The sequence below is a fragment of the Xanthomonas albilineans genome (assembly GCF_009931595.1).
Lineage (GTDB): Bacteria > Pseudomonadota > Gammaproteobacteria > Xanthomonadales > Xanthomonadaceae > Xanthomonas_A > Xanthomonas_A albilineans.
The window spans coordinates 95890-118648 of sequence record NZ_CP046570.1; the positions used below are offsets into that span (position 1 = coordinate 95890).

12 protein-coding genes are annotated in these 22759 nt (G+C 65.6%); 8 read left to right on the forward strand and 4 right to left on the reverse strand.

Annotated features, from left to right (window positions below):
- Positions 1-113 precede the first annotated feature (113 nt).
- Positions 114-905 carry a substrate-binding domain-containing protein gene (locus XaFJ1_RS00390; RefSeq protein ID WP_012914641.1) on the forward strand — a complete coding sequence of 264 codons (792 nt, stop codon included), beginning with the start codon at positions 114-116 and terminating at the stop codon, positions 903-905.
- 74 nt (positions 906-979) lie between these two features.
- Here XaFJ1_RS00390 and XaFJ1_RS00395 read toward each other — a convergent pair whose 3' ends face one another.
- Positions 980-2800, reverse strand: coding sequence for a GspE/PulE family protein (locus XaFJ1_RS00395; RefSeq protein ID WP_012914642.1), 1821 nt, complete (start codon positions 2798-2800; stop codon positions 980-982).
- Positions 2801-2880: 80 nt separating this feature from the next.
- Here XaFJ1_RS00395 and glyQ point away from each other — a divergent pair, with 80 nt between their 5' ends.
- Together glyQ and glyS are read left to right on the forward strand one after the other, a co-directional pair.
- A complete protein-coding gene (glyQ, locus tag XaFJ1_RS00400) occupies positions 2881-3789 on the forward strand; it encodes a glycine--tRNA ligase subunit alpha (RefSeq protein ID WP_012914643.1) in 909 nt (302 codons plus the stop codon).
- 161 nt (positions 3790-3950) lie between these two features.
- Positions 3951-6095, forward strand: coding sequence for a glycine--tRNA ligase subunit beta (gene glyS / locus XaFJ1_RS00405; RefSeq protein WP_425509570.1), 2145 nt, complete (start codon positions 3951-3953; stop codon positions 6093-6095).
- 151 nt (positions 6096-6246) lie between these two features.
- Here glyS and XaFJ1_RS00410 read toward each other — a convergent pair whose 3' ends face one another.
- The gene (locus XaFJ1_RS00410; RefSeq protein WP_012914645.1) at positions 6247-6909 is read right to left on the reverse strand and encodes an epoxyqueuosine reductase QueH; all 663 of its coding nucleotides are present in this window, start codon (positions 6907-6909) and stop codon (positions 6247-6249) included.
- A gap of 288 nt (positions 6910-7197) precedes the next feature.
- Entirely contained in the window at positions 7198-7740 is a 543-nt protein-coding gene (locus tag XaFJ1_RS00415; protein ID WP_012914646.1) for a gluconokinase, read from the reverse strand.
- Positions 7741-7888: 148 nt separating this feature from the next.
- Between XaFJ1_RS00415 and XaFJ1_RS00420 the strand changes: the two genes are divergently transcribed.
- Positions 7889-9268, forward strand: a complete 1380-nt coding sequence (locus XaFJ1_RS00420; RefSeq protein ID WP_012914647.1) for an MFS transporter — start codon at positions 7889-7891, stop codon at positions 9266-9268.
- Positions 9265-11664 carry a GH36-type glycosyl hydrolase domain-containing protein gene (locus tag XaFJ1_RS00425; RefSeq protein ID WP_012914648.1) on the forward strand — a complete coding sequence of 800 codons (2400 nt, stop codon included), beginning with the start codon at positions 9265-9267 and terminating at the stop codon, positions 11662-11664. The genes XaFJ1_RS00420 and XaFJ1_RS00425 overlap by 4 nt, the downstream gene beginning before the upstream one ends.
- Positions 11665-11711: 47 nt before the next feature.
- On the opposite strand, the gene XaFJ1_RS00430 is transcribed toward XaFJ1_RS00425, so the two are convergent.
- Positions 11712-14135, reverse strand: coding sequence for an AAA family ATPase (locus XaFJ1_RS00430; protein WP_012914649.1), 2424 nt, complete (start codon positions 14133-14135; stop codon positions 11712-11714).
- Positions 14136-14352: 217 nt separating this feature from the next.
- Between XaFJ1_RS00430 and XaFJ1_RS00435 the strand changes: the two genes are divergently transcribed.
- The 3 genes from XaFJ1_RS00435 (at position 14353) to XaFJ1_RS00445 (ending at position 22739) form a co-directional block, all read left to right on the forward strand.
- The gene (locus XaFJ1_RS00435) at positions 14353-17781 is read left to right on the forward strand and encodes a hybrid sensor histidine kinase/response regulator (RefSeq protein ID WP_012914650.1); all 3429 of its coding nucleotides are present in this window, start codon (positions 14353-14355) and stop codon (positions 17779-17781) included.
- A gap of 128 nt (positions 17782-17909) precedes the next feature.
- Positions 17910-19766: a tetratricopeptide repeat-containing sulfotransferase family protein gene (locus XaFJ1_RS00440; RefSeq protein WP_012914651.1), complete on the forward strand. Its 1857-nt coding sequence runs from the start codon at positions 17910-17912 to the stop codon at positions 19764-19766.
- A 225-nt stretch (positions 19767-19991) separates the two neighbouring features.
- A complete protein-coding gene (locus tag XaFJ1_RS00445) occupies positions 19992-22739 on the forward strand; it encodes a TonB-dependent receptor (protein ID WP_012914652.1) in 2748 nt (915 codons plus the stop codon).
- Positions 22740-22759: the final 20 nt, after the last annotated feature.

The window sequence follows — 22759 nt, forward strand, 5'->3', positions numbered from 1 at the left end:
CGGCGCCGACGGCATCAGCATATAACTTGGGTAAACCCAGGACTTCGCTGCGTGTCCCTGGGCTGTTTACACTCCGGCCTCATGTTCCGCGACGTATCGAAGGGATCTTCGGCATGATGAAACTATTGAAATCGCTGACGCTGGCCGTGGTGTTGATCGCCTCCGGCGCCTGTATTGCGGCCACCCCGGTCAAGCCAACCACGCTTACTGTGCTCAGTTCCGGCGGCATCATGGGGGCGGTGCGCGCGATCGCGCCGCGCTACGAACAGGCGACCGGGGTGAAGCTGCGCATCGAGGCGGCGCCGTCAATGGGCGACACGCCGCAGGCCATTCCTAACCGGCTCGCCCGTCATGAGCCGGCGGACGTGCTGTTGATGGTCGGTTCGGCGCTCGACAAGCTGGTCGCCACGGGCCAGGTGCGCAAGGCCAGTCGGGTGGATTTGGGCAAATCCTATATCGCCATGGCGGTCAAACAGGGCGCGGCCAAGCCCGACATCTCCAGCATGGACGCTTTCCGCAAGACGCTGCTGGACAGCACGTCGGTGGCGTATTCCGACAGTGCCAGCGGCGTTTACCTGTCGCATGAACTGTTCCCGCAGATGCGGCTCGGCGACGGCTTCGCCGCCAAGGCGCGGATGATTCCCGCCGAGCCGGTGGGCGTCGTGGTCGCGCGCGGCCAGGCGCAACTCGGCTTCCAGCAACTGAGCGAACTGAAGCCGGTGCCGGGCATCACCATCGTCGGCCTGATTCCCCAGCAGGCGCAGAAGATGACCCTGTATTCCGGTGCCGTCGCCACGTCCAGCACGCAGCCGGAGGCGGCCCAGGCACTGTTGGATTACATGGCGTCCAAGGCCGCTGCGAAGGCCATCGAGGACAGCGGTCTCACGCCTATCGTCACACAGTAACAGCGGCGATCAAGACCATGGTGGCGCTGCCGCCGGTCCGGCCGGGCGGTGCTCGGAATCCTCGAACTGCTGACTCACTCGCGCGGCGGTAGTACCGACAGCACTTCTTCGAGGGTGGTCAGGCCGGCGGCCACCTTTTCCAGGCCCGCGCGGCGCAGGGTGCGCACGCCCTCGGCCTGTGCGGCACGGCTGAAACCGGCCAGGTCCATGTCGGCGCGGATCAGGCTGCGCAGACGCGGCCCGATCGGCAGCAGTTCGTACAGGCCGACCCGGCCCAGATAGCCGGTGCGGCGGCATTCCAGGCAGCCGACCGGCGCATAGGTCTGAATCTGCTCGGGTAACGCCTCGCCCGGCTCGCGCAGCGCGTCCCACGCGGGCGCTTCCAGCGTGTGCGGGCGCTTGCAGTGGCTGCACAGGGTCCGCACCAGACGCTGCGCCAGTACGCCGTTGAGGGTGGAGGCGACCAGGTAGTGCGGCACGCCCAGGTCGAGTAGGCGGGTGATCGCCGAGGGCGCGTCGTTGGTGTGCAGGGTGGATAGCACCAGGTGCCCGGTCAGCGAGGCCTGCACCGCCATCTGCGCGGTTTCCAGGTCGCGAATCTCGCCGATCATGATGATGTCCGGATCCTGCCGCAGCAGGGTGCGCACGCCACTGGCGAAATCCAGGTCGATGTTGGGCTGCACCTGCATCTGGTTGAACTCTGTCGCGATCATCTCGATCGGATCCTCCACGCTGCACACGTTCACGTCCGCCGTGGCCAGGCGCTTGAGCGTGGAGTACAGCGTGGTGGTCTTGCCCGAACCGGTCGGGCCGGTGACCAGCACGATGCCGTGCGGACGCTCCACCAACGCGTTCCAGCCGGCCGCTTCCTGGGGGCTGAAACCGAGCTGGTCCACGCTCTTGAACGCCGCATCCGGGTCGAAGATGCGCATCACGCACTTCTCGCCGAACGCGGTGGGCATGGTCGACAGGCGCATTTCGGTCTCGCGCCCGCCCGGCGAGCGGGTCTTGATGCGTCCGTCCTGCGGGCGCCGGCGCTCGGCCAGGTCCATGCGTCCAAGCACCTTGATCCGGCTGACGATGGCGCTCATCACCGCCGGTGGCACTTCCAGCACCTTGTGCAGCACGCCGTCGATGCGGAAGCGCATGCGTCCGGCCTCGCGCCGTGGCTCCAGGTGGATGTCGCTGGCGCGCTGTTCGTAGGCGTACTGCAATAGCCAATCGACGATATGCACGATGTGGTGGTCATCGGCGTTGACATCGCCGCCACGGCCCAGTTCCACCAGTTGTTCGAAGCTGGGCAGGCTGCTGCCCTGTTCGCCACGGCCGTCCTTGGCCCCGCGCACCGAGCGGGTCACGCCGAAGAACTCCATCGTGTAGCGATGCAGGTCCAGCGGATTGACCACCGCGATCTCGATACGGCGACGCGCCAGGTGTTGCAGATCGCCGAGCCAGTCCAGTGCCAGCGGTTCGCTGGTCGCCACCAACAGGCGCTCTGGTTCCAGCGCCAGCGGCAGGATGCGGTGGCGACGCGCGTAAGCGTGCGAGACCACCGCGGTGACCGCGGCCACGTCCACCCGGGTCGGGTCGATGCGCAGATAGCGCAGGCCGCAGCGTTGCGCCAACCATTCGGTCAAGCGTTCCAGGCTCAGTTCGCTGCCCGGCGGGTGGATCGCGGGCAGTTTCAAGTTGGATAGCAGCACCAGTGGATGCACATCGCTGACCGTGCGTGCGCTCTGCGCCGAGAACTGCATGCGGCCGCGTTCTTCTGGCGCGACCAAGCCGTCGGCGAGCAAGGCCGTGGTCACACGTTCCACGCTCAGCCGTCCCGGCGGCAACGACACCGTGCTGGATGCGGGCAAGCCGAGCGGCGGCGCGGCGGATCGCGAATCCATAGGTCTTGCTCCGATGCGCGGAAGTGCCCGCGAGTCGGTCGCTATACTAGCGCACCCCTCAATCGGCCTTCCTCCGCACGATGTCCGTTTCCCGGTCCGTTCCGATCACGTTCCAGGGTCTGATCCAGACTCTCAATCAGTTCTGGGCGCAGCACGGCTGTGTGCTGATCCAGCCGTTGGACCTGGAAGTGGGCGCCGGCACGTTCCATCCGGCCACGTTTCTGCGTGCGCTCGGTCCGGAGCCATGGAACGCGGCCTACGTGCAGCCGAGCCGCCGTCCCACCGATGGCCGCTATGGCGAGAACCCGAACCGCTTGCAGCGCTACTACCAGTACCAGGTCGCGATGAAGCCCAACCCGGACAACATCCAGCAGTTGTACCTGGACTCGTTGCGCGCGCTGGGCATCGACCCGCTGGTGCACGATTTGCGCTTTGTCGAGGACAACTGGGAATCGCCCACGCTCGGCGCCTGGGGCCTGGGCTGGGAAGTCTGGCTCAATGGTATGGAGGTCACCCAGTTCACCTACTTCCAGCAGGCCGGTGGGCTGGAGTGCAAACCCGTGCTGGGCGAGATCACCTACGGTCTCGAGCGGCTGTGCATGTATCTGCAAAATTGCGACAACGTGTACGACTTGATCTGGACCTATGGCCCCGACGGCACACCGGTTACCTACGGCGACGTCTACCACCAGAACGAGGTGGAGCAGAGCGCGTACAACTTCGAACACGCCAACGTGGCCGAACTGTTCCACCGCTTCGACGCCTGCGAACGCGAAGCGCAGGCGCTGGTCGAAGTGGGACTGCCATTGCCGGCCTATGAGCAAGTCACCAAAGCCAGCCACGCCTTCAACCTGCTGGATGCGCGCCGGGCGATCTCGGTCACCGAGCGTCAGCGCTATATCCTGCGCGTGCGCGCGCTGGCGCAGGCGGTGGCCAAGGCCTACTACGCGCAGCGCGAGAAGCTCGGCTTCCCCGGCGTGAAGCGCTAGTCCCGTGGGCGTATGCCTGCCGCGCTTTTTTTTCCGCTGCCATTGGCTTGGCGATGGCGGCTGGCGATCCATGGCGATGACCGCGATGCGCGCGGCACGCCGAACGACACATCGATTGGGCGCGGCGCACTGCCGACGCCTCGGAAGGACGTGATATGAGCATGCATCCCCTGCTGATCGAACTGGGCACCGAAGAACTGCCGGTCAAGGCATTGCCGGGCCTGGCGCAGGCGCTGTTCGACGGCGTGATCGCCGGGCTGGACAAGCGCGGCATCGCGGTCGAACGCGGCGACGCCAAGCCGCTGTCCACTCCGCGCCGGCTGGCGGTGCTGCTGCCGGGCGTGGCTGCCGAACAACCGGAACAGCGCGCGGAAGTCCTTGGGCCTTACCTCAACATCGCCCTGGATGCCGACGGCCAGCCGACCAAGGCGCTGGAAGGCTTTGCCGCCAAGGCCGGGATCGCCTGGACCGCGCTGGAGCGCACCCGCGACGCCAAGGGCGAGCGCTTCGTGCACCGCGCCGTACACCCCGGCGCGCGCACCGCGACGCTGCTGCCGGACATTCTGCGCGAAGCAATCGCGGCGATGCCCATTCCCAAGCCGATGCGCTGGGGCGATCACGACTACGGTTTCGCGCGGCCGGTGCAGTGGCTGGTGCTGCTATTGGGCAACGAGGTGGTGCCCGCGCACTTGCTCGGCGTGCAGGCCGACCGGCACAGCCGTGGCCATCGCTTCCTGCACGATGCGCCGGTGACGCTGGCGCAGCCGGGCGATTACGTGGCTGCATTGCAGGCGGCGCAGGTGCTGGTGGACCCGGACGTGCGCCGCGCGCGCATCGTCGCCGAGGTCGAGCAGGCCGCGCGCCAGGCTGGCGGCCGTGCGCGCATCGCCGAGGACAATCTGGCGCAGGTGGTGAATCTGGTGGAATGGCCGTCGGCGGTGCTGTGCCGTTTCGAGCCGGCGTTCCTGGCGGTGCCGCAGGAAGCGCTGATCGAAACGATGGAGAGCAACCAGAAGTTCTTCCCGGTGCTGGATGCCGACGGCAAGCTCACCGAGCATTTCATCGGTATCGCCAATATCGTCTCGCGCGACGTCGCCGAAGTCGCCAAGGGCTACGAGCGGGTGATCCGCCCGCGCTTCGCCGACGCCAAGTTCTTCTTCGACGAAGACCTCAAGCAGGGTCTGGAGGCGATGGGTGTGGGTCTGGCCGGCGTGACCTATCAGGCCAAGCTCGGCAGCCTTGCCGACAAGGTGCGGCGCGTGGCCGCATTGGCTGAGGCCATTGCCGCGCAGGTCGGCGCCGATCCGGCGCAGGCGCGCCGCGCCGCCGAACTGAGCAAGAACGACCTGCAATCGCGCATGGTCAACGAATTCCCCGAACTGCAAGGCATTGCCGGCCGTTATTACGCCAGCGCCGCCGGCGAGCCGCGCGACATTGCGTTGGCCATCGACGAAGCCTACCAGCCGCGTTTCGCCGGCGACGATATCGCGCTGTCGCCGCTGGGCAAGGTGCTGGCCATCGCCGAACGCCTGGACACGCTGGCTGGTGGATTTGCTGCGGGGTTGAAGCCCACCGGCAACAAGGACCCGTTCGCGCTGCGGCGCAATGCGCTGGGTCTGGCGCGGACGGTGATCGAGAGTGGGTTTGATGTGGATTTGAGTGAAGCGCTGGTCGCTGCTGCCAAGCTTTTACCGTGGGAGCAGCTGGTGAGGAAAGCCGAGCTGCCCAACAAGCTACCCAATGAACATCCGACGTCTGAGATCGACTCGATCCAATACGCGCAGCTTGCCCAGGAAGTCTACGACTTCATCCTCGACCGCCTACGCGGTTACTACGCCGACAAAGGCGTGCCGGCGACGCATTTCAACGCGGTCGCCGAATTGAAGTTGGCCTCGCTGTACGACGTCGACCGTCGCATCGACGCCATCGGCACCTTCGCCGCGTTGCCGGAAGCCGACGCCTTGGCCGCCGCGAACAAACGTATTCGCAACATCCTGCGCAAGGCCGAGGACGCCATTCCCGCCCAAGTCGATGCAGCGCTGCTACGCGAGCCGGCCGAACGCGCGCTGGCCGAGGCGGTGGAAGCGGCAATCGTCGAGACCGACGGCACCCTGCGTCAGCGCGATTACGTCAGCGTGCTGAATGTGCTGGCGCGGCTGCGGCCGCAAGTGGATGCGTTCTTCGATGGGGTGATGGTCAACGCCGAGGCCCCGGCGCTACGCGGCAACCGCCTGGCGCTGCTCAAGCGCCTGGGCGAGCGCCTGGGCAGTGTCGCGGCCATCGAACATCTGTCCTCGGCAAACTGAGGCTGCATCTTCCCGTTTTCCGCCATCTGCAAACGGGGAGGCGAACGATCATCGCCAGTCGCATGGCTGGCGCGATGTGGCACGCGCGGGAGTGTCAAGGCAGCGCCGACCGGATTGGTTCAGCGCCTGCCTATTGGCACGGGATTGCCGCTTATTTCGATTCCGCCTCGTTGTCGCCATAGAACACCAAGCCCAGGCGAATCCGCTCGCGACCTTGTTCGCGGCGATGGCGATTGGTGTCGCGCAAGGAATAGACGCAGCCGCAGTATTCCTGCTGGTAGAAGCGCTCGCGTTTGCTGATTTCGATCATCCGCGCCGAACCGCCGTGCTTGCGCCAGTTGTAGTCCCAGTAGGTCAGCCCATCGTAAGGCGCGGCGGCGCGGATGCCACTGTCGGTGATCTGCTGCATGTTCTTCCAGCGCGAGATCCCCAGCGAACTGGTGATGACCGGAAACCCATGTTCGTGGGCATACAACGCCGTGCGCTCGAAGCGCATGTCAAAGCACATGGTGCAACGGATGCCACGCTCGGGCTCGTTCTCCATGCCTTTGGCACGGGCGAACCAGTTGTCGGTGTCGTAGTCGGCGTCGATGAACGGCACGCCGTGTTGCTCGGCGAAGCGGATGTTCTCCTGCTTGCGCAGTTCGTATTCCTTGGCCGGATGAATATTGGGGTTGTAGAAGAACACCGTGTAATCGATACCGGATTCGACGAACGCTTCCATCAACTCGCCCGAGCACGGTGCGCAACACGAATGCAGCAGCAGGCGGTCGCCACCACCAGGCAAGACAAGTTGTTCGCGTGTGTTACTCATAGGCGCTTCCCGATCGGCTTCACGACGCTGGAGACATCCAGGCCGCCATCGCCTTGGCGGCGGTTTATTTTTAAGGGCGAAGCGCCAGTTTACCAAACATGGCCGTCATCCCGATGATGACTGTGGCTTTCGCCGTCAGGCCGGCATCAGCTCGTTGCCGAGGCCACCGCCTGGTCACGCGTTGCCGGCGTTTTTCAGCATCCCCTGCTAAGGCGCAGACCACGACGGCGCTGTCGTGATCGCCTTCTATACCCGATTGCGTTCACATATCGGGATGTGGGATGTCGTCTAGCCGATGACGCCCGTTGAATCCAGCCGTGCGATAGCCTCAGCCACAACCTCGGCGAATGGAGCATCCACGTCCACCGCGATCACGTCTGTCTCGTCAATGGGGGATTCCAGTGCGTCGATCTGGCTTTGCAACATGGTCGGCGGCATGAAGTGGCCGCTGCGTGCGGCCAGACGCGCGGCGATCACGTGCATGGCGGCGTGCAGAAACACGAAGCGCATCGGCACCCCGCTGTCGCGTAGCTGTTGACGGTGCGCGCGGCGCAAGCCGGAGAAAGCCAACACGATGCCGTCGCCGACAGCGTTGGACTGGCGCAGCCGCGTCGCCAGCGCCGCGACCCAAGGCGCACGCTGCGCGTCGCTGAGCGGAATGCCACGGGCCATCTGTGCCTTGGCTTCGGCGCTATGCACGTCGTCAGCGTCCAAGAACGTCATCCGATAGTGTGCGGCCAGTGCCTGCGCGACGCTGGTCTTGCCGCTGCCCGCCACGCCCATCACGATGATGGCGGCGGCAGCTGGTGGTGGAGGCGATGTCGAGTCCATCACGTGTCGTTATACCTGGCGATGTCTTTGCTATGCCGCATGCGCTGGCGGGGTGCGTAAGCTGGTGTAGCGTCGTGCCGCTGTCGCGCATGGCGGAAACTGCCGGATGCCGCCGCATCATCGCATGTCCACCCATCCAGGATCGCCGATGTCCTTCTCATCGCAACGCACCGACGCTCCGCTGCGCTGGTCCGAGACACTCGGCTACGGCATCGGCGATATGGGGTTCAACCTTTACTGGGCCAATATTTCTGCGTTCCTGCTGATCTTCTACACCGATACCATGGGCCTGCCGGCGGCCGCGGTGGGCACGATGCTGTTGGTGACCAAGCTGGCGGATGCGGTGTGCGATCCGTTGATGGGCGCGATCGCCGACCGTACCCGCACGCGCTGGGGTAAGTTCCGACCCTATTTGCTGTTCGCGGCGTTGCCAATGGCGGGCAGTGCGGTGCTGGCCTATACCACGCCGGAGTTGGACACCGGTGGTCGTCTGCTCTGGGCCTATGTCACCTTCGGGCTGATGATGCTGATGTACACCGTGCTCAGCATTCCGTACTCGGCGCTGTCGGGTGTGATGACCGCCGATAGTCAGCAACGCACCACGCTCATCAGCATCCGCTTCATCGCGGCGTTCGTTGGCACCTGCCTGGTCAACTATGCCACGCTGGATCTGGTGCGCTGGTTCGGCAACGGCGACGACGCGCGGGGCTGGCAATGCACCATGCTGCTGTACGGCGCGGTGGCCGCGGCGTCATTCGCGATCGTGTTCGCGAGCACCCGCGAACGATTGCAGCCGTTGTCGCAGTCGCGCGCGCCAGTGTTGCAGGATATCGCCGATCTGCTGCGCAATCGGCCGTGGCGGGTGTTGTTCGCGTTGGCGTTGATCATCATGGTCACCATCGTCATGCGCGGCGGCGCCGGCGTGTACTACTTCAAGTATTACGTCGGCCGTCCGGATCTGGCCGGCTGGTTCCTCGGCGGCTATTCGGTGGCGTTAGCGCTGGGTGCGGCGGCCACGCCGCTGTTGACCCGCTGGTGCGACAAGCGTCGCTTGATGATTTGGTTGATGACCAGCGCCGGCGTGCTCAGTTGCGCGATGTTCTTCGTCCCGCGCAAGGCGATCTGGGCGCTGTTCGCGATTAATCTGCTGGTGGGCCTGGCGTTGGGGCCGAAATCGCCGCTGGCGTTCTCCATGTATGCCGATAGCGCCGACTACACCGAGTGGAAGACCGGGCGTCGCGCCACCGCGATGACGTTCTCGGCGGCGACGTTCTCGCAAAAGCTTGGCGCTGCGCTGGCCTCGGCCTGCATTGCCTGGATGCTGGCGGCGATGGGCTATGTCGCCAATCAGGTGCAGAGCGATGCCTCGCAACGGGGCATCGCGTTGTTGTTGACGGTGATTCCTGGCGCGATCGCGTTGCTGGCGGCGTGGACGATGCGCTTCTATCCGCTGGACGATGCCGCGCTACGCCGCATTCAAGACGATTTGGCGGCGCGCAAGCGTGCGGCGGGGGAGGTTGACCGATGAACATCGCGCACGATCCGCGGCAAGACACGACGTCGCTGCTCGCACCCAGCGCCGACGGCGAGCGCTATGCGCTGTACAGCCCGACCGCGCTACCCAATGCCGGCGGCTTCCTGTGGAACCGGCGGATGATGATCCATGTGACTTGTCGTGGTTACGCCACCGCGCAGTTCATGCAGCCGGAGCCGACCAAGTACGCGCATGCGCCGATCCTGGAGGCGAAGACCTTCATGCAGCCGGAGCAGCCGTACTACGCGCACCATCCCGGACGCTTCTTCTACCTCAAGGACGAGGACACTGGCGCGCTGTATTCGGTGCCCTACGAGCCGGTCAGGGCGATGCCGCAGGCGTTCTGTTTCTCGGCTGGTCAAGCCGATGTGGTCTGGTGCGTGCGTCATGCCGACATCGAGGTGGAGCTGCGCCTACAGTTGCCGGTGGACGATCCAGTGGAGCTGTGGCAGTGCCAGGTGCGCAATCTGGATGGGCGTGCGCGCCGGCTCGCGCTGTATGCGTACTTTCCGGTCGGTTACATGTCGTGGATGTACCAGAGCGGCGAATACCGCGCCGATCTGGGCGGCATCGTTTGTCGCAGCGTCACCGGTTATCAAAAAGTGGAGGATTATTTCCGCCATCGCGATTTCAAGGACTGCACTTTTTTACTGCACGAGCAGACGCCGGATGCCTGGGAGGCGCGGCAGTCGGCGTTCGAGGGCGAAGGTGGCCTGCATGCGCCGAGTGCGGTGATGCAGCCACGTCTAGGCGGCAGCGAGGCACACTACGAATTGCCGACCGCGGCCTTGCAGTACCGCATGCGCTTGGTGCCGCAGCAGGCGCAGACGCTGCGCTTTCTATTCGGCCCGGCCACGGACGCGGCGGAGATCGCCGACTTGCGCGCGCGCTACCTGTCGGCGCAGGGGTTCGCCACGGCGGCGGCGGACTACCGCGCCTATCTGGCCGAGGCGGTTGGCTGTCTGCACATCGCCACGCCCGATCCGCACTTGGACAACCTGGCCAACCACTGGCTGCCGCGACAAGTGTTCTATCACGGCGACGTCAACCGTCTGAGCACCGACCCGCAGACCCGCAACTATCTGCAGGACCACATGGGCATGAGCTATCTGTGCCCGCACACGGCACGCGCCGCGCTGCTGCATGCGTTGTCGCAGCAGGAAAGCAGCGGGGCGATGCCGGATGGCATCCTGCTGGTCGAGGGCGCGGAACTGAAGTACATCAATCAGGTGCCGCATACCGACCACTGCGTGTGGTTGCCGGTGTTCCTGTCGGCCTATCTGGACGAGACCGGCGATAGCGCCCTGCTGCGCGCGGACGTGACCACGGCCGATGGTGTCAGCCGCAGCGTCGCCGAGCGCATCGACGCGGCGATGCGCTGGCTGCTCGGCGCGCGCGATGCGCGCGGTCTGAGCTACATCGCGCAGGGCGACTGGTGCGATCCGATGAACATGGTGGGCTATCGTGGCCGTGGCGTGTCCGGCTGGTTGTCTGTGGCCACCGCGCATGCGTTGCAACTGTGGGCGCGGATCTGCGCGCAACATGGCCGCGCGGGGTCGGCGGTGCAGTGGCGCGCGGGTGCGGCCGAGCTCAATGCCGCGGTGAACCGTGAGCTGTGGGATGGCGACTGGTATGCGCGCGGTATCACCGACGATGGCGTGCGCTTCGGCATCAAGGACGACCAAGAAGGCCGCATCTATCTCAATCCGCAGAGCTGGGCGCTGCTCGCCGGCACCGCCGATGCGGCACAGCGCCAACGCCTGTTGCAGGCGATCGACGCGCAGTTGGACACGCCCTATGGGCCGGTCATGCTGGACCCGCCCTATACGGCGATGCGCGAGGACGTGGGCCGGCTGACCCAGAAGTATCCTGGCTCGGCCGAGAACGGCGCGGTCTACAACCATGCCGCCGCGTTCTACTTGCACGCGTTGTATGCGATCGGCGACGCCGACCGTGCCTGGCGCGTGCTGCGCGCGATGATTCCAGGCCCGGAGCTGGCCGATTATCTGCAGCGCGGGCAACTGCCGGTGTTCGTCCCCAACTACTATCGCGGCGCCTGGCGCTCCTTGCCGCGCACCGCCGGCCGCTCCAGTCAACTGTTCAACACCGGCACGGCGGCATGGTTGTACCGCTGTCTGATCGAAGGCTTGTTCGGGCTGAAGGGCGACGGCGATGCGCTGTGCGTGCGTCCGCAGTTACCGTCGCATTGGCCGCAGGCGCAGGTGCAGCGGCGGTTTCGCGGTGCGCTGTTCGCGGTGCGGATGCAGCGCGCCGCAGACTGCCTCGCGCCGCAGGTGCGCGTGGATGGACGGCTGTTGGAAGAGCCACGGATCGTCGAGATCGAGGCTGGCCGCCACTATGTGGTCGAGGTGCGTTTGCCGCCTGGGTGAGCTCGTGCGAGAGAGAACGATCGCGCGCGACCGGAACGCTATGCGGCTTACATCGGCGCGGTGTTGGCGGTCGCGACCAGGTCGTCCCATTGCAGCCGGGTGCTGGCGGCATCGTCGCTTTCCTGTAGCGCGCGGCGCGCGGCGCAGCGCATCGCGCGGCTGATCCAGGTGTGCAGGTCGCGGCCGGAATGGCCCTCGCTGCGCTCGGCGACCCAGGCCGCCGCCGCGTCCGCATCGAACGCGAGCGGCTTGCCGCGCAACAGGCGCCCGACGATGGCGGTGCGCGCGGCGCGGTCGGGCAGCGCGATGGGGATGTGCCGGTCCAGGCGCGACAGCAGCGCCGGATCGATCGCATCGGCATGGTTGCTCGCGGCCAGTAGAAACACTTCCCCGGTGTGACTGGCGACGCCGTCCAATTCCTGTAGCAACTGGCCGACGATCTCGCGGGTCAGCGCATCGTCGCTCTCGGCGCCACGCGCGGGGGCGAGGATGTCGAGTTCGTCGATGAAGACGATGCACGGTGCTTGCGCCCGCGCCCGCGCGAATGCCGCCTGCACGCGCTGGCCGGACTGGCCCAGGTAGCCGGCCTTGAGGTCGGCGCTGGTCAGGGCGATGAAGGCCAGGCCCGATTGGTTGGCGAGGATTCGCGCGACTTGGGTCTTGCCGGTGCCCGGCGGGCCGGACATCAAAATGCCGCGTGGCACGGGCACGCCCAGTGCGGCGAGCTGCTCGGCGTTACGCAGTTCCTTGCCCAGGGCAACGAACTCCTCAAGCGCGGCCTGTGGTAGCACGATATCGTCCCAGTCCAATGCCGCGACCTGGGTGGAACCCTTGCCGCGCAGCGCCCGCAGCTGGGTCAGCAGCGTCGCGTTGTCCAATGCGCCATCCACGCATTCGGCCGCCACCCGCGCGACCAGGGTATGTAGATCACGGCCGGACAAGCCGGTGCTGTCGGCGATGACCTGCGGATCCAGGGTCAGCGCAAAGCCGGCGCGTTGCAGTTCGTGACCGAGAATGCGCGTGCGCGCCGCCGCGTCGGGCAGGCCGATGGCGATGCTGGCGGTGAAGCGCGACATCACTGCCTCGTCGAGCAGCGCCGGGCGGTTGCTGGCGCCGATCACCAGCACCTGTCCAGGCGCGGAGTGGAAGCCATCCCATTCGGCGAGGAAGGTCTGCACCAGTTCGGCGCCGAAACTGTCGCTGTCGGCACCGCCACGTCGCGCGAACACGCTCTCGCATTCGTCGATAAACAGGATCGCTGGCGCGTTGTCGCGGCAGCGCTGCCAGATCGCCTGCACCTTGGGTCCGGTATTGCCGACATGCGCGGCTTTCAGATCGGCCACGCCCAGTGCTTCGACATGGCAGCCGGCATGCTGCGCCAGCTTGCGTGCGATCAGGGTCTTGCCGGTGCCCGGCGGCCCGTGCAGCAGGATGCCCTTCGGCGCCGGAGCACGACCGGAGACGAACAGATCGACCAGTTTCAGGATCTCGTCCAGGCAGGCATCGGGCAGCGCGACGTCGGTCCAGTGGCGCTGCACCGCGTCCATGCTCTGTAGGCGTTGTTGCACGGCGCGCTGCTGGCTGCGTGCCGCGTCCCATGCTTGCACGCATGCATGCAGTGCGCCGATCGGCGCGGCCTCGGCCGCCGCGTCGGTCGCCAGGGCCACGGCCATGGCGTGCAGGGAGGCCGATGCAGTGGCTTGCAGATCGGCGTCGAAGGCAATCAGCGCGGCGGCATGGGTGGCGTCGGGCAGCACGATCAGCGCATGCAGGCGCGGTTCCATCGCGGCGTCGTGCAAGGCCAGCAGGCGTGCGCCGGACACGTCGCCGTGCGTGGCGGGGATCTGCCAGTGGCCGTATAGGTTGGATTGCGGCCATGGTGCGCGGGTCACCGGGTAAGCCGCGGTTGGCGTGCGCTGCGCCACGTCGCCGACCTGCGCCAGCGCCAGCGGCATGCGTGCGAATCGCCGCAGCAGCAGGCGTTCGTCGTAGCTGTCGTGCCAGGCCAGCAGTTGCGCGCCACCCACCACTAACACGGCGTACAGCAGCAACGAGGGCAGTGCGCATTCCAGCAGTGGCAGGATGTGGCCGTGCGCGCCGAGCTGGCGCCATCCTTCCAGAGCCGCCTGGTTCGCGCCGAACCATCGTGCGCTCATCCACGGCAATATCAGCAGCAGCACGCCGAGCAGGGCCAGACGCCAGCGGATATCCGGCAGAAACGGACGCAGCAGCAGTGCCGGACCCCAGGCACGCCGGCGTGCGCGCTGCATTGCCGCATTCCTGGCGCGCGCGGCATGCGTGGCGAAACACCGTTGGATCGCGGCCACCGCCAACTCCACCGCCGGCAACTGCGCCTGTACTTCCGCGTCGGCCTGCGCCTGACGCGCTTGCGCCTGCTGCAATTGCGTTTGCAGGCGCAGTGTTTGCTGCTGCAGATGCGTGGTCCGCGATTCGGCTGGTGGGCAGGACATCAGTGGTGGCGGGAGTAGACGTTCACCGCCCGCATCTTAGCCCGATGCCGTGGTTGTGCCGCTGCTACGGTGTCCGCTCGGGCTCCGTAGCAGCGGCGCTTCGAGGCCCGCTTGCGTGGGAGTAGAGGCGTGGCGCCAGTGCCATCGCATCCGTGCCGACCGTGCGCGGGTCGAGCGATAGCGGCTAGACTGCGCGCATCGTCGCGGGGACTCGCCTTTGGTTTCGAGTTGGATCCTGTTGCTGGTGTCGGCGGGCTACGCGGCGCTGCTGTTCGCGGTGGCGTGGTGGGGCGACCGCCGACCGCTGTACCCGAAACGGCCCTGGCTACGCCCGGTGGTGTACAGCTTGGCGCTGGCGGTGTACTGCTCGTCGTGGACGTTCTACGGCGCGGTCGGCAGCGCGGTGCGCCACGGCATCGGCTATCTGCCGATCTATCTGGGGCCGCTGCTGCTGCTGCTGTTCGGCTGGCGCATCATCGAGCGGTTGGCGTTGATTGCGCGTAGCCAGAATACGGTGTCCATCGCCGACTTCATCTCCTCGCGCTACGGCCGCTCGCGGCGTCTGGCCGCGCTGGTGGCGGCGATCGCGTTGGTCGGGGTGGTGCCGTACCTGGCCCTGCAGTACAAGGCAGTGGCGATGAGCCTGCAGATACTCAGCGGTCAGTCCAGCGCTGGCGTGCCGTTTTATGAGGATCCGGAACTATACGTGGCGTTGCTGATGGCGCTGTTCGCCACCTTGTTCGGTACGCGGCAGGTGGACGCCACTGAACATCGCCACGGCATGATGCTGGCGATCGCGCTGGAATCGATGGTCAAGCTGTTGGCGATCGTGGCGGTGGGCGTATTCGCCTACGTGTGGTTGTCCGCGCGCGACGCTGGCCAAGTGTTGCATTCTGCGCGCACGCTGTTCCAGAACACGCCGTCGGTTGGCTTTATCTCGCAGACCGTGCTCAGTTTCCTGGCATTGGTGTGTCTGCCTCGCCAGTTCCATGTGGCGGTGCTGGAATGCAGCGATGTCGGCGACATTCGCAAGGCGCGCTGGTTGTTCGGCCTGTACCTCGTGCTGATCTCGGCGATGGTGGTGCCGATCGCGGCGGCCGGCGTGGCCCTGTTCGGTGGTAGTGACGTGGCCGACGACAGCATCGTGTTGGCGCTGCCGCTTGCCCACAACCGCACCGCGCTGGCGCTGGCCGCCTATGTGGGCGGGTTCTCGGCCGCGACCGGCATGGTCATCGTGTCCAGCATCGCAATGGCGACGATGATCAGTAACGATCTGGTGATGCCGCTCCTGCTGCGTCGTCGCGGGCACCAGGCTGTCGGCGCCGATGTCGCCTCGCGGGTGCTGTGGATCCGCCGCATGGCGATCCTGCTTTTGGCGCTGATCTCCTACGGCTACTACCGCACCAGTCGCAACGACAGCACCCTGGCTTCGTATGGATTGATGGCGTTTGTCGCAGTGGCGCAGTTCGCGCCCGGGGTAATTGGCGGGCTGTACTGGCGTGGGGCCAGCCGCAAGGGCGTGGAGGCCGGCATGGTGTTGGGTTTCGCCACATGGGTTTATACCTTGCTGCTACCGGCGTTGACCCAGTCCGGCTGGCTGGGCTCGGCCTGGCTGCACGATGGCCTGTTCGGCATCGCTTGGTTGCGGCCGCAGCAACTGTTCGGTTTGCGTGGCTGGGATCCGTTGGCACACGGCACATTCTGGTCGCTGTTGATCAACCTCGGCACGCTGATGCTGGTGTCGGCACGCTGGCGTCCGGGTCTGGACGAGCAACTGCGCACCGCACCGTTCCTGGACCCGTATGCGCAACGTCCGGCGGTGGCCGACGACTGGCTCGGGCAAGTGCATGTGGTCGACCTGCAGACGCTGGCCGAGCGCATGGTCGGCGAACGTCATGCACGCCGCGCCTTCGCCGAACAAGCGCAACTGCTTGGGTGCGAACCGCAGCCCAACGTAGTGGCCGACCGTGCCTGGGTGCAATTCACCGAACGCCTGCTTGCCGCTTCGATCGGCGCGGCCTCCGCGCGCCTGGTGCTGACCAGCCTGCTGCGCGGCTCGGGTATGGATCTGGGCGAGGTGGTGGCGGTCCTCGACCAGGCTGGTCAAGAACTGCGCTTCAACCGCGAGATCCTGTCCACCACGCTGGACAACATCAGCGCCGGGGTCAGCGTGGTCGATCCGTCGATGCGCTTGGTCGCGTGGAATCGGCGCTACCAACGCCTATTCGGATATCCAGACAGCATGCTCTACGTGGGCCGTTCGGTGGCGGACCTGATCCGCTACAACGCCGAGCGCGGCCAATTGGTCGCCGGCCAGGTCGAGGAACAGATCAGTCGTCGCATCGCGCATATGCGTGCCGGGACTAAGCACGTGTTCGAGCGCATCCACCACGACGGCACGGTGATCGAGATGCGCGGTCAGCCGTTGCCAGGTGGTGGCTACATCACCACTTACAACGACATCACCGACTATAAACGTGCTGAGCAGGCCCTGCTGGAGGCCAACGAAACCTTGGAGCAGCGCGTGGCTGTGCGCTCGCGCGAAGCTGAATTGGCGCAGCAGTCCAAAACCCGCTTCCTGGCCGCGATCAGCCATGACGTGTTGCAGCCGCTCAACGCTGCGCGGTTGTTCGCCTCGGCTTTGCGCGATGCTGCTCACCAGAGCGAGGAACAACGCCATCTGGCCGAGCGCGTGGATGCCTCGTTGCGTGCCGCCGAAGAACTGCTGGATGGTTTGCTCGACGTATCGCGGCTGGATGCGGGCGGTTTGCGCCCGACCATTGAGGATGTCGATGCCAGCGCGTTGTTGCGCGAATTGGCCGCGCAATACGCCCCGGTGGCTGCCAGCCGGGGCCTGCGCTTGCGCGTGTATGCGCGGCCGTGCTGGGTGCGTAGCGACCGCCGTCTACTGCGCCGCGTGCTGCAGAACTTCCTCGCCAATGCATTGCGTTATACCCGCCAGGGCCGCATCGTTCTTGGCATGCGCGGGCGTGGCACGGCGCTGGAGCTGCAGGTTTGGGACACCGGTCCTGGCATTCCACAGCACCATCTACGGCAGATCTTCGAGGAATTCCAGCGCTATCAGCAGCCGTTCGATTGGGGCGAGCAGGGTCTGGGTCTGGGCCTGTCGATTTGCCAGCGCATCTCGCGTCTACTGGACCACGAGCTGGACGTGCGTAGTCATGTCGGCAGTGGCAGCATGTTTTCCATCACTGTGCCGCGTGTGGCGCCGCCGCCGCAGCAGCGCCAGCATCGCGTGGTGGCTGCAGTGGATTCATTGGCCGGGCTGCGCGTGCTGTGCGTGGACAACGACCAGGAGATCCTCGATGGCATGCGTGCATTGCTGGGTCGCTGGCAAGTGGAGGTGATCTGCGCCAACACGGTGGACGCTGCATTAGCGCAGGCCGTACATGCGCCGCATGTGATGCTGGTCGACTACCACCTCCATGATCGCCTCGACGGACTGGATACGCTGGACGCCCTGCGTGCGGCGATGTCGGGCCCAGTGGCGGGTGCGCTGCTTACCGCCGATGGCCGTGACGAATTGAAGCTGCAGGCGCGCGCACGTGGTTATCGCCTGTTGACCAAGCCGGTCAAGCCGGCTTCGCTACGCGCCTTCCTCAGTGCCTATCACGATGCGATCTAGGGCCCGTCGCGCCATTTGTCACAACGATTTACGTAATGTGTGGCGATCGGTGGCGTGGCCGATGTGGCGCATTGCGTCGTACTGCGGCTAAGGTGGCAGGCTAAGCGACTTTCCCGACCCATACCCGCATGACCTCCCTGGACGACACCGCGTTTCCGCCGCTTACCGACCTGTTGCAAGCGCTGGAGGCCGGCCACGCGCAAGTGTTGGAAGATGGCGCGCGCCGCTATCTGCAACATCGGCCTGACGATCCGGTGGTAAGCAGCCTGCTGGCGATGAGCCTGCAGATGCAGGGCCAGCCGGCGCAAGCTGCCGCGCTGTATCGCACATTGACCACGCGCCAACCGCAGGACGTGGCGCATTGGAACAATCTGGGCACTGCCTTGCGCGAGTGCGGCGAGCACGCGCAGGCGCGTCAGGCCTATGCGCGCGCCTGCGCACTGGTGCCGCAGGATCCGATGCCGCACCACAACCTGGGCCTTCTGGCGATGGACAGTGGCGATTACGCGACGGCCCGCGAGCATCTACTCGATGCGCATGCGCTGGCGCCGCAACTGCCGCCGCTGCGCGTACACGCGGCGATGGCCTGCCACGAATGCGGGGACTTCCAACGTGTGCAGGCGCTGATCGCCGATTGGCGGCAATGGCCGCCGCTGGAGCCGGACACCACAATGGAACTGGCCTGGCTGTTGTCGCAGGAGGGAGACACAGAGAGCGCCTGCGCGCTGTTGCAGGCCTTTACCGGTGGCCCGATGCCAGAGTCGATACGCGCCTGGTCGCGGCTGGTGTTGGTGCTCGAACGCGCCAACCGATTGCAGCAGGCGCGCGAGGCCGCCGCGCAACTGCCCGCACCGGATCTGATTGCCGATGCCGATGTGCGCCAGGACGCCAGCAACGCATTGGCCGTGCTGGCGATGCGCGACGGACGCTGGGACGATGCTTACGCGCTGCTGCGCGGCCTGCTGTCGGAGGGCGGTGCCATCGACACACGCAAGCAGAGCAATCTGTTCTTTGCCTTGGCGCGGGTCTGCGACCGCCTCGGTCGGCCTCGGGAGGCGCTTGCGGCGTGCGCGCAGGGGCACGCTGGCCAGGTCGAGAGTCTGGCTGCGCTGGTGCCGGAACTGGCCGTTGCGGATGCGTCGCCGCTGCCGGTCGCACAATACCGCTGGAACCCGGCGCGCCACGCGGCGGTCAGGCCGGTGATCGGGCCGGGTGCGGCGGCCTCGCCGATCTTCGTGGTGGGCTTCCCGCGTTCGGGCACGACCTTGCTGGAGCAGATGCTCGATGCACATCCGCAGTTGTGCGCGATGGACGAGCGGCCATTCCTGCAAGGACTGGCCGACCGTCTGGAGCATCGCGGTGTGGCTTGGCCGGATGGTCTGGGTGAACTCGACGATGCCGATTGCGCTGCATTACGTGCCGAGTATTGGCAATCGGTAGCGGGGGTGGTGCGGCTGGCGCCGGGGCAGCGCCTGGTGGACAAGAATCCGCTCAATTTGTTGCGTCTGCCGCTGATCCATCGATTGTTTCCCGAGGCGCCGGTCATCCTGGCGCTGCGTCATCCCTGCGATGTGCTGTTGAGTTGCTACATGCAGGCGTTCCGTTCGCCGGCCTTCGCGCTGCTGTGCTCCAGCATGCAGCGCCTGGCGCAAGGCTATGCCGAGGCGATGGCATTCTGGCTGTATCACGCCGCCCTGCTACGGCCACGCGCGCTGGAGTTGCGCTACGAGGACCTGGTGGCAGATTCGCAGGCACAAGTGCAACGGCTCGGAGAGTTCCTGCAACTCGAACAGCCCGAGCGTTTGCTGGAGTTCCAGCGCCATGCCCGTGCCAAGGGCTTCATCAGCACGCCGAGCTACGCGCAAGTGGTCGAGGGTATCAATCGCAAGGGCCTGGATCGCTGGCGTGCCTACCGCGATGCGTTCGAGCCGGTGTTGCCGACCTTGCAGCCGCTTCTGCAGCGTTGGAATTATCCCGTCGGATGATGGCGGCGGCGGCGGCGGCTGTGGTGGTGTCGGCGGGATAAATTTGTCAACGTTTGGCGTAATCTGTCACACTGAGATAACACCGTTCTTATAAAAATCTAACAAGTGCCTGGCGGCTCCCTGAGTGGCCCGCAGTACTCCGCTGGCCTGAAACATCGATTTCCCCTGTCGCGCCATGCCCTGCTGCGTCGGCGTGTCGTTGCCCATCACATGAGGTCTCCCCCGATGTCCTTAGTAAAGAACAGACTCGCGCATGCCGTTTGCCTGACTCTGACCGCACTGCCCGCCACGCTCTACGCGCAGAGCGCCGCACCCGCCGACAACGGAGCGCCGGTCGAGCTGGACCGCCTCACCGTCACCGGCTCGCTGGTGCGTCGCGTGGATGTGGAAACCGCCAGTCCGGTCGCCGTGGTCGATCGCCAGCAGATCCAGCAAAGCGGCAAGCAGACCCTGGGCGACCTGCTGCAGGCGCTGCCGGGCATCGCCGGCGACGCCACCAATCCGCAGGTCAATAACGGCGGCGGCGACGGTGCCTCCACCGTGTCGCTGCGCGGCCTTGGCGATCAGCGCACGCTGCTGCTGGTCGACGGTCACCGTGTCCTCAACAACGACGTCAACTCGATCCCGGCCAACATGATCGACCACGTCGAAGTGCTCAAGGTCGGCGCCTCGGCGATGTATGGCTCCGACGCCATTGGCGGCGTGGTGAACTTCATCCTGCGTAAGAACTTCGAGGGCGGCGAAGTCGCACTCAACTACGGCCAGACCAGCCGCGGCGACGGCGCGCGCGATGGCGCCAGCTTCACCTTCGGCAAGACCTGGGACCGCGGCAACGTGGTGGCCGGCGTGGACTACAACAAGCAGAAATCCGTCTCCACGGCCGATCGCGCGTTCTCCAAGTACGCGATGTACCTGTCTAGCGGCAGCGTCCTCAAGCGAGGCTCCAGCCGAACCCCGAGTGGCTATTACAAGCTGCCAGCGGCCACCCTGGCCGCCAACGGCTGCTCTCCCAGAGGTGCGCTGACCAGCGACGGCAACGGCGGCTACAAGTGCTACAACGGGTCTGCCGATTCCTATAACTACCAGGCGCAGAACCTGCTGCTGACCCCGCAGCAGCGCGTGGGTGGCTTCGTGCTCGGCAGCTTCAACGTGACCGACAACGTGCAGGCCTACGTCAACGCCTACCACAACCACACCATGTCGCACTACGCGATCGCGCCGCTGCCGTTCGATGCGCAGAACGACGGCATCACCATCGGCGCGAACAATCCCTACAACCCATTCGGGGTGGAGTTCGGCCCCAACGGTTACGAATTCCGCTCGCGTTTCACTACGCTCGGCCAGCGTCAGGGCTTCTACGACACCGCCACCGACCAGGACGTGCTGGGTCTGAAGGGCAGCTTCGGCGATAGCAGCTGGATCTGGAATGTCAATTTCGATTACGGCCACTATCGCCAGCGCAGCTGGAACCACGGTTACGTGGATTACGCCAGCTTGCAGACCGCGATCGATGCCGGCCAGGTCAACATCTTCGACCAGGGCAATGCCAACACGGTGGCGTGGATGCGTAGCCACGAATCGATCCCGCGCTTTGAAACCACCACGATCATGCGGCAGTGGGAAGCCAGCGCCAACGGCAACCTGTGGGAGTTGCCCGCGGGCAGCGCGCAGTTGGCGGTCGGTGCGCTGTATCGCAAGCAAAGCCTGGATTACACCGTGTCCAGCAACGCGCTGATCAATAGCGACAACACCTGCGCGATTTCCTCCGAAGCCTGCTCCTCGCCGCTGAGCGGCAGCTTCGACGTCAAGGAGGCCTATGCGCAGGTATTCGTGCCGGTGCTGGCGCAATCCTCGCCGGTCGGCGCGGTCAACCTCACCCTGAGCGACCGCTTCTCCGACTACAGTAGCGTGCGTTCGAGCAACAACAGTGCCTCGTTCCAGGTCGAGTGGCGGCCGATCCACGACCTGATGCTGCGCGGCACGGCGGCGCAGGTATTCCGCGCGCCGGCAATCGGCGACATCTACCTCGGGCCGACCGCCGATTCGCCGAACTTCACCGACCCATGCATCGGCTATAGCGGCAGCGGCCACGCCAATGCCTGTGCCGGGGTGCCGGCAGGCTGGGCCGGTTCGGGCCTGTCGCAGGCCAATAGCATCAAGTCCGGCTCGCGCTACGTCGGTTACCAGCTCAAGCCGGAGAAGGGCACATCGTTCGACTACGGCCTGGTCTACAGCCCCGAATACGTGCCGGGCCTGTCGCTCAATCTCGACTGGTGGAAGGTCAAGCTCGACGACCTGATCCAGTCGATCTCCGCGCAGACCGTGGCCGATCTGTGCTACAACGACGATAACAGCCCGTATTGCAGCTACATCCACCGCTATGCGGCCAACACGGTCAGCGCCGGCAACATCAATTACATCCAGACGCCGGTGGTCAACATCGGCAAGCTCAATACCCAGGGGATCGACTTCGGTGCCAACTACGTGCTGCCGGAGACCGCGTTCGGTAAGTTCAATCTGGCGCTGGATACGACCTACCTGCATCGCTACGACATTGACACCGGCGATTCGATCGTGCACATGGCCGGCCGTTACAGCTCGTCCTATGGCAACTATGCGCACTGGCGCGGGCGTACTCAGGTCGGCTGGAAGCTGGGCAACTGGGATGCAAGCTGGACCACGCGCTGGGTCGGCAAGGTGCAGATCGGCAGCGGCGATCCATCGCAGAACATGTCCGCCGATGCGTCAACCGCGGGCGTAGTGATGAAATATGGCAGCCAGTTGTACCACGCGCTGCAGGTGGGCTACGACATGACCGATGCTCACCTGCGTTTCGATTTGGGCGTGGACAACCTGACCAACAAGCAGCCGCCGGTGATGTATCAGAACAACGTGTTGAACGCGAACACTGACGTGAGCACCTACGACACGCTTGGCCGTTACTACTGGATGCGCGCCACCTACCGCTTCTGAGTGGAACCAGCACCGCTTGC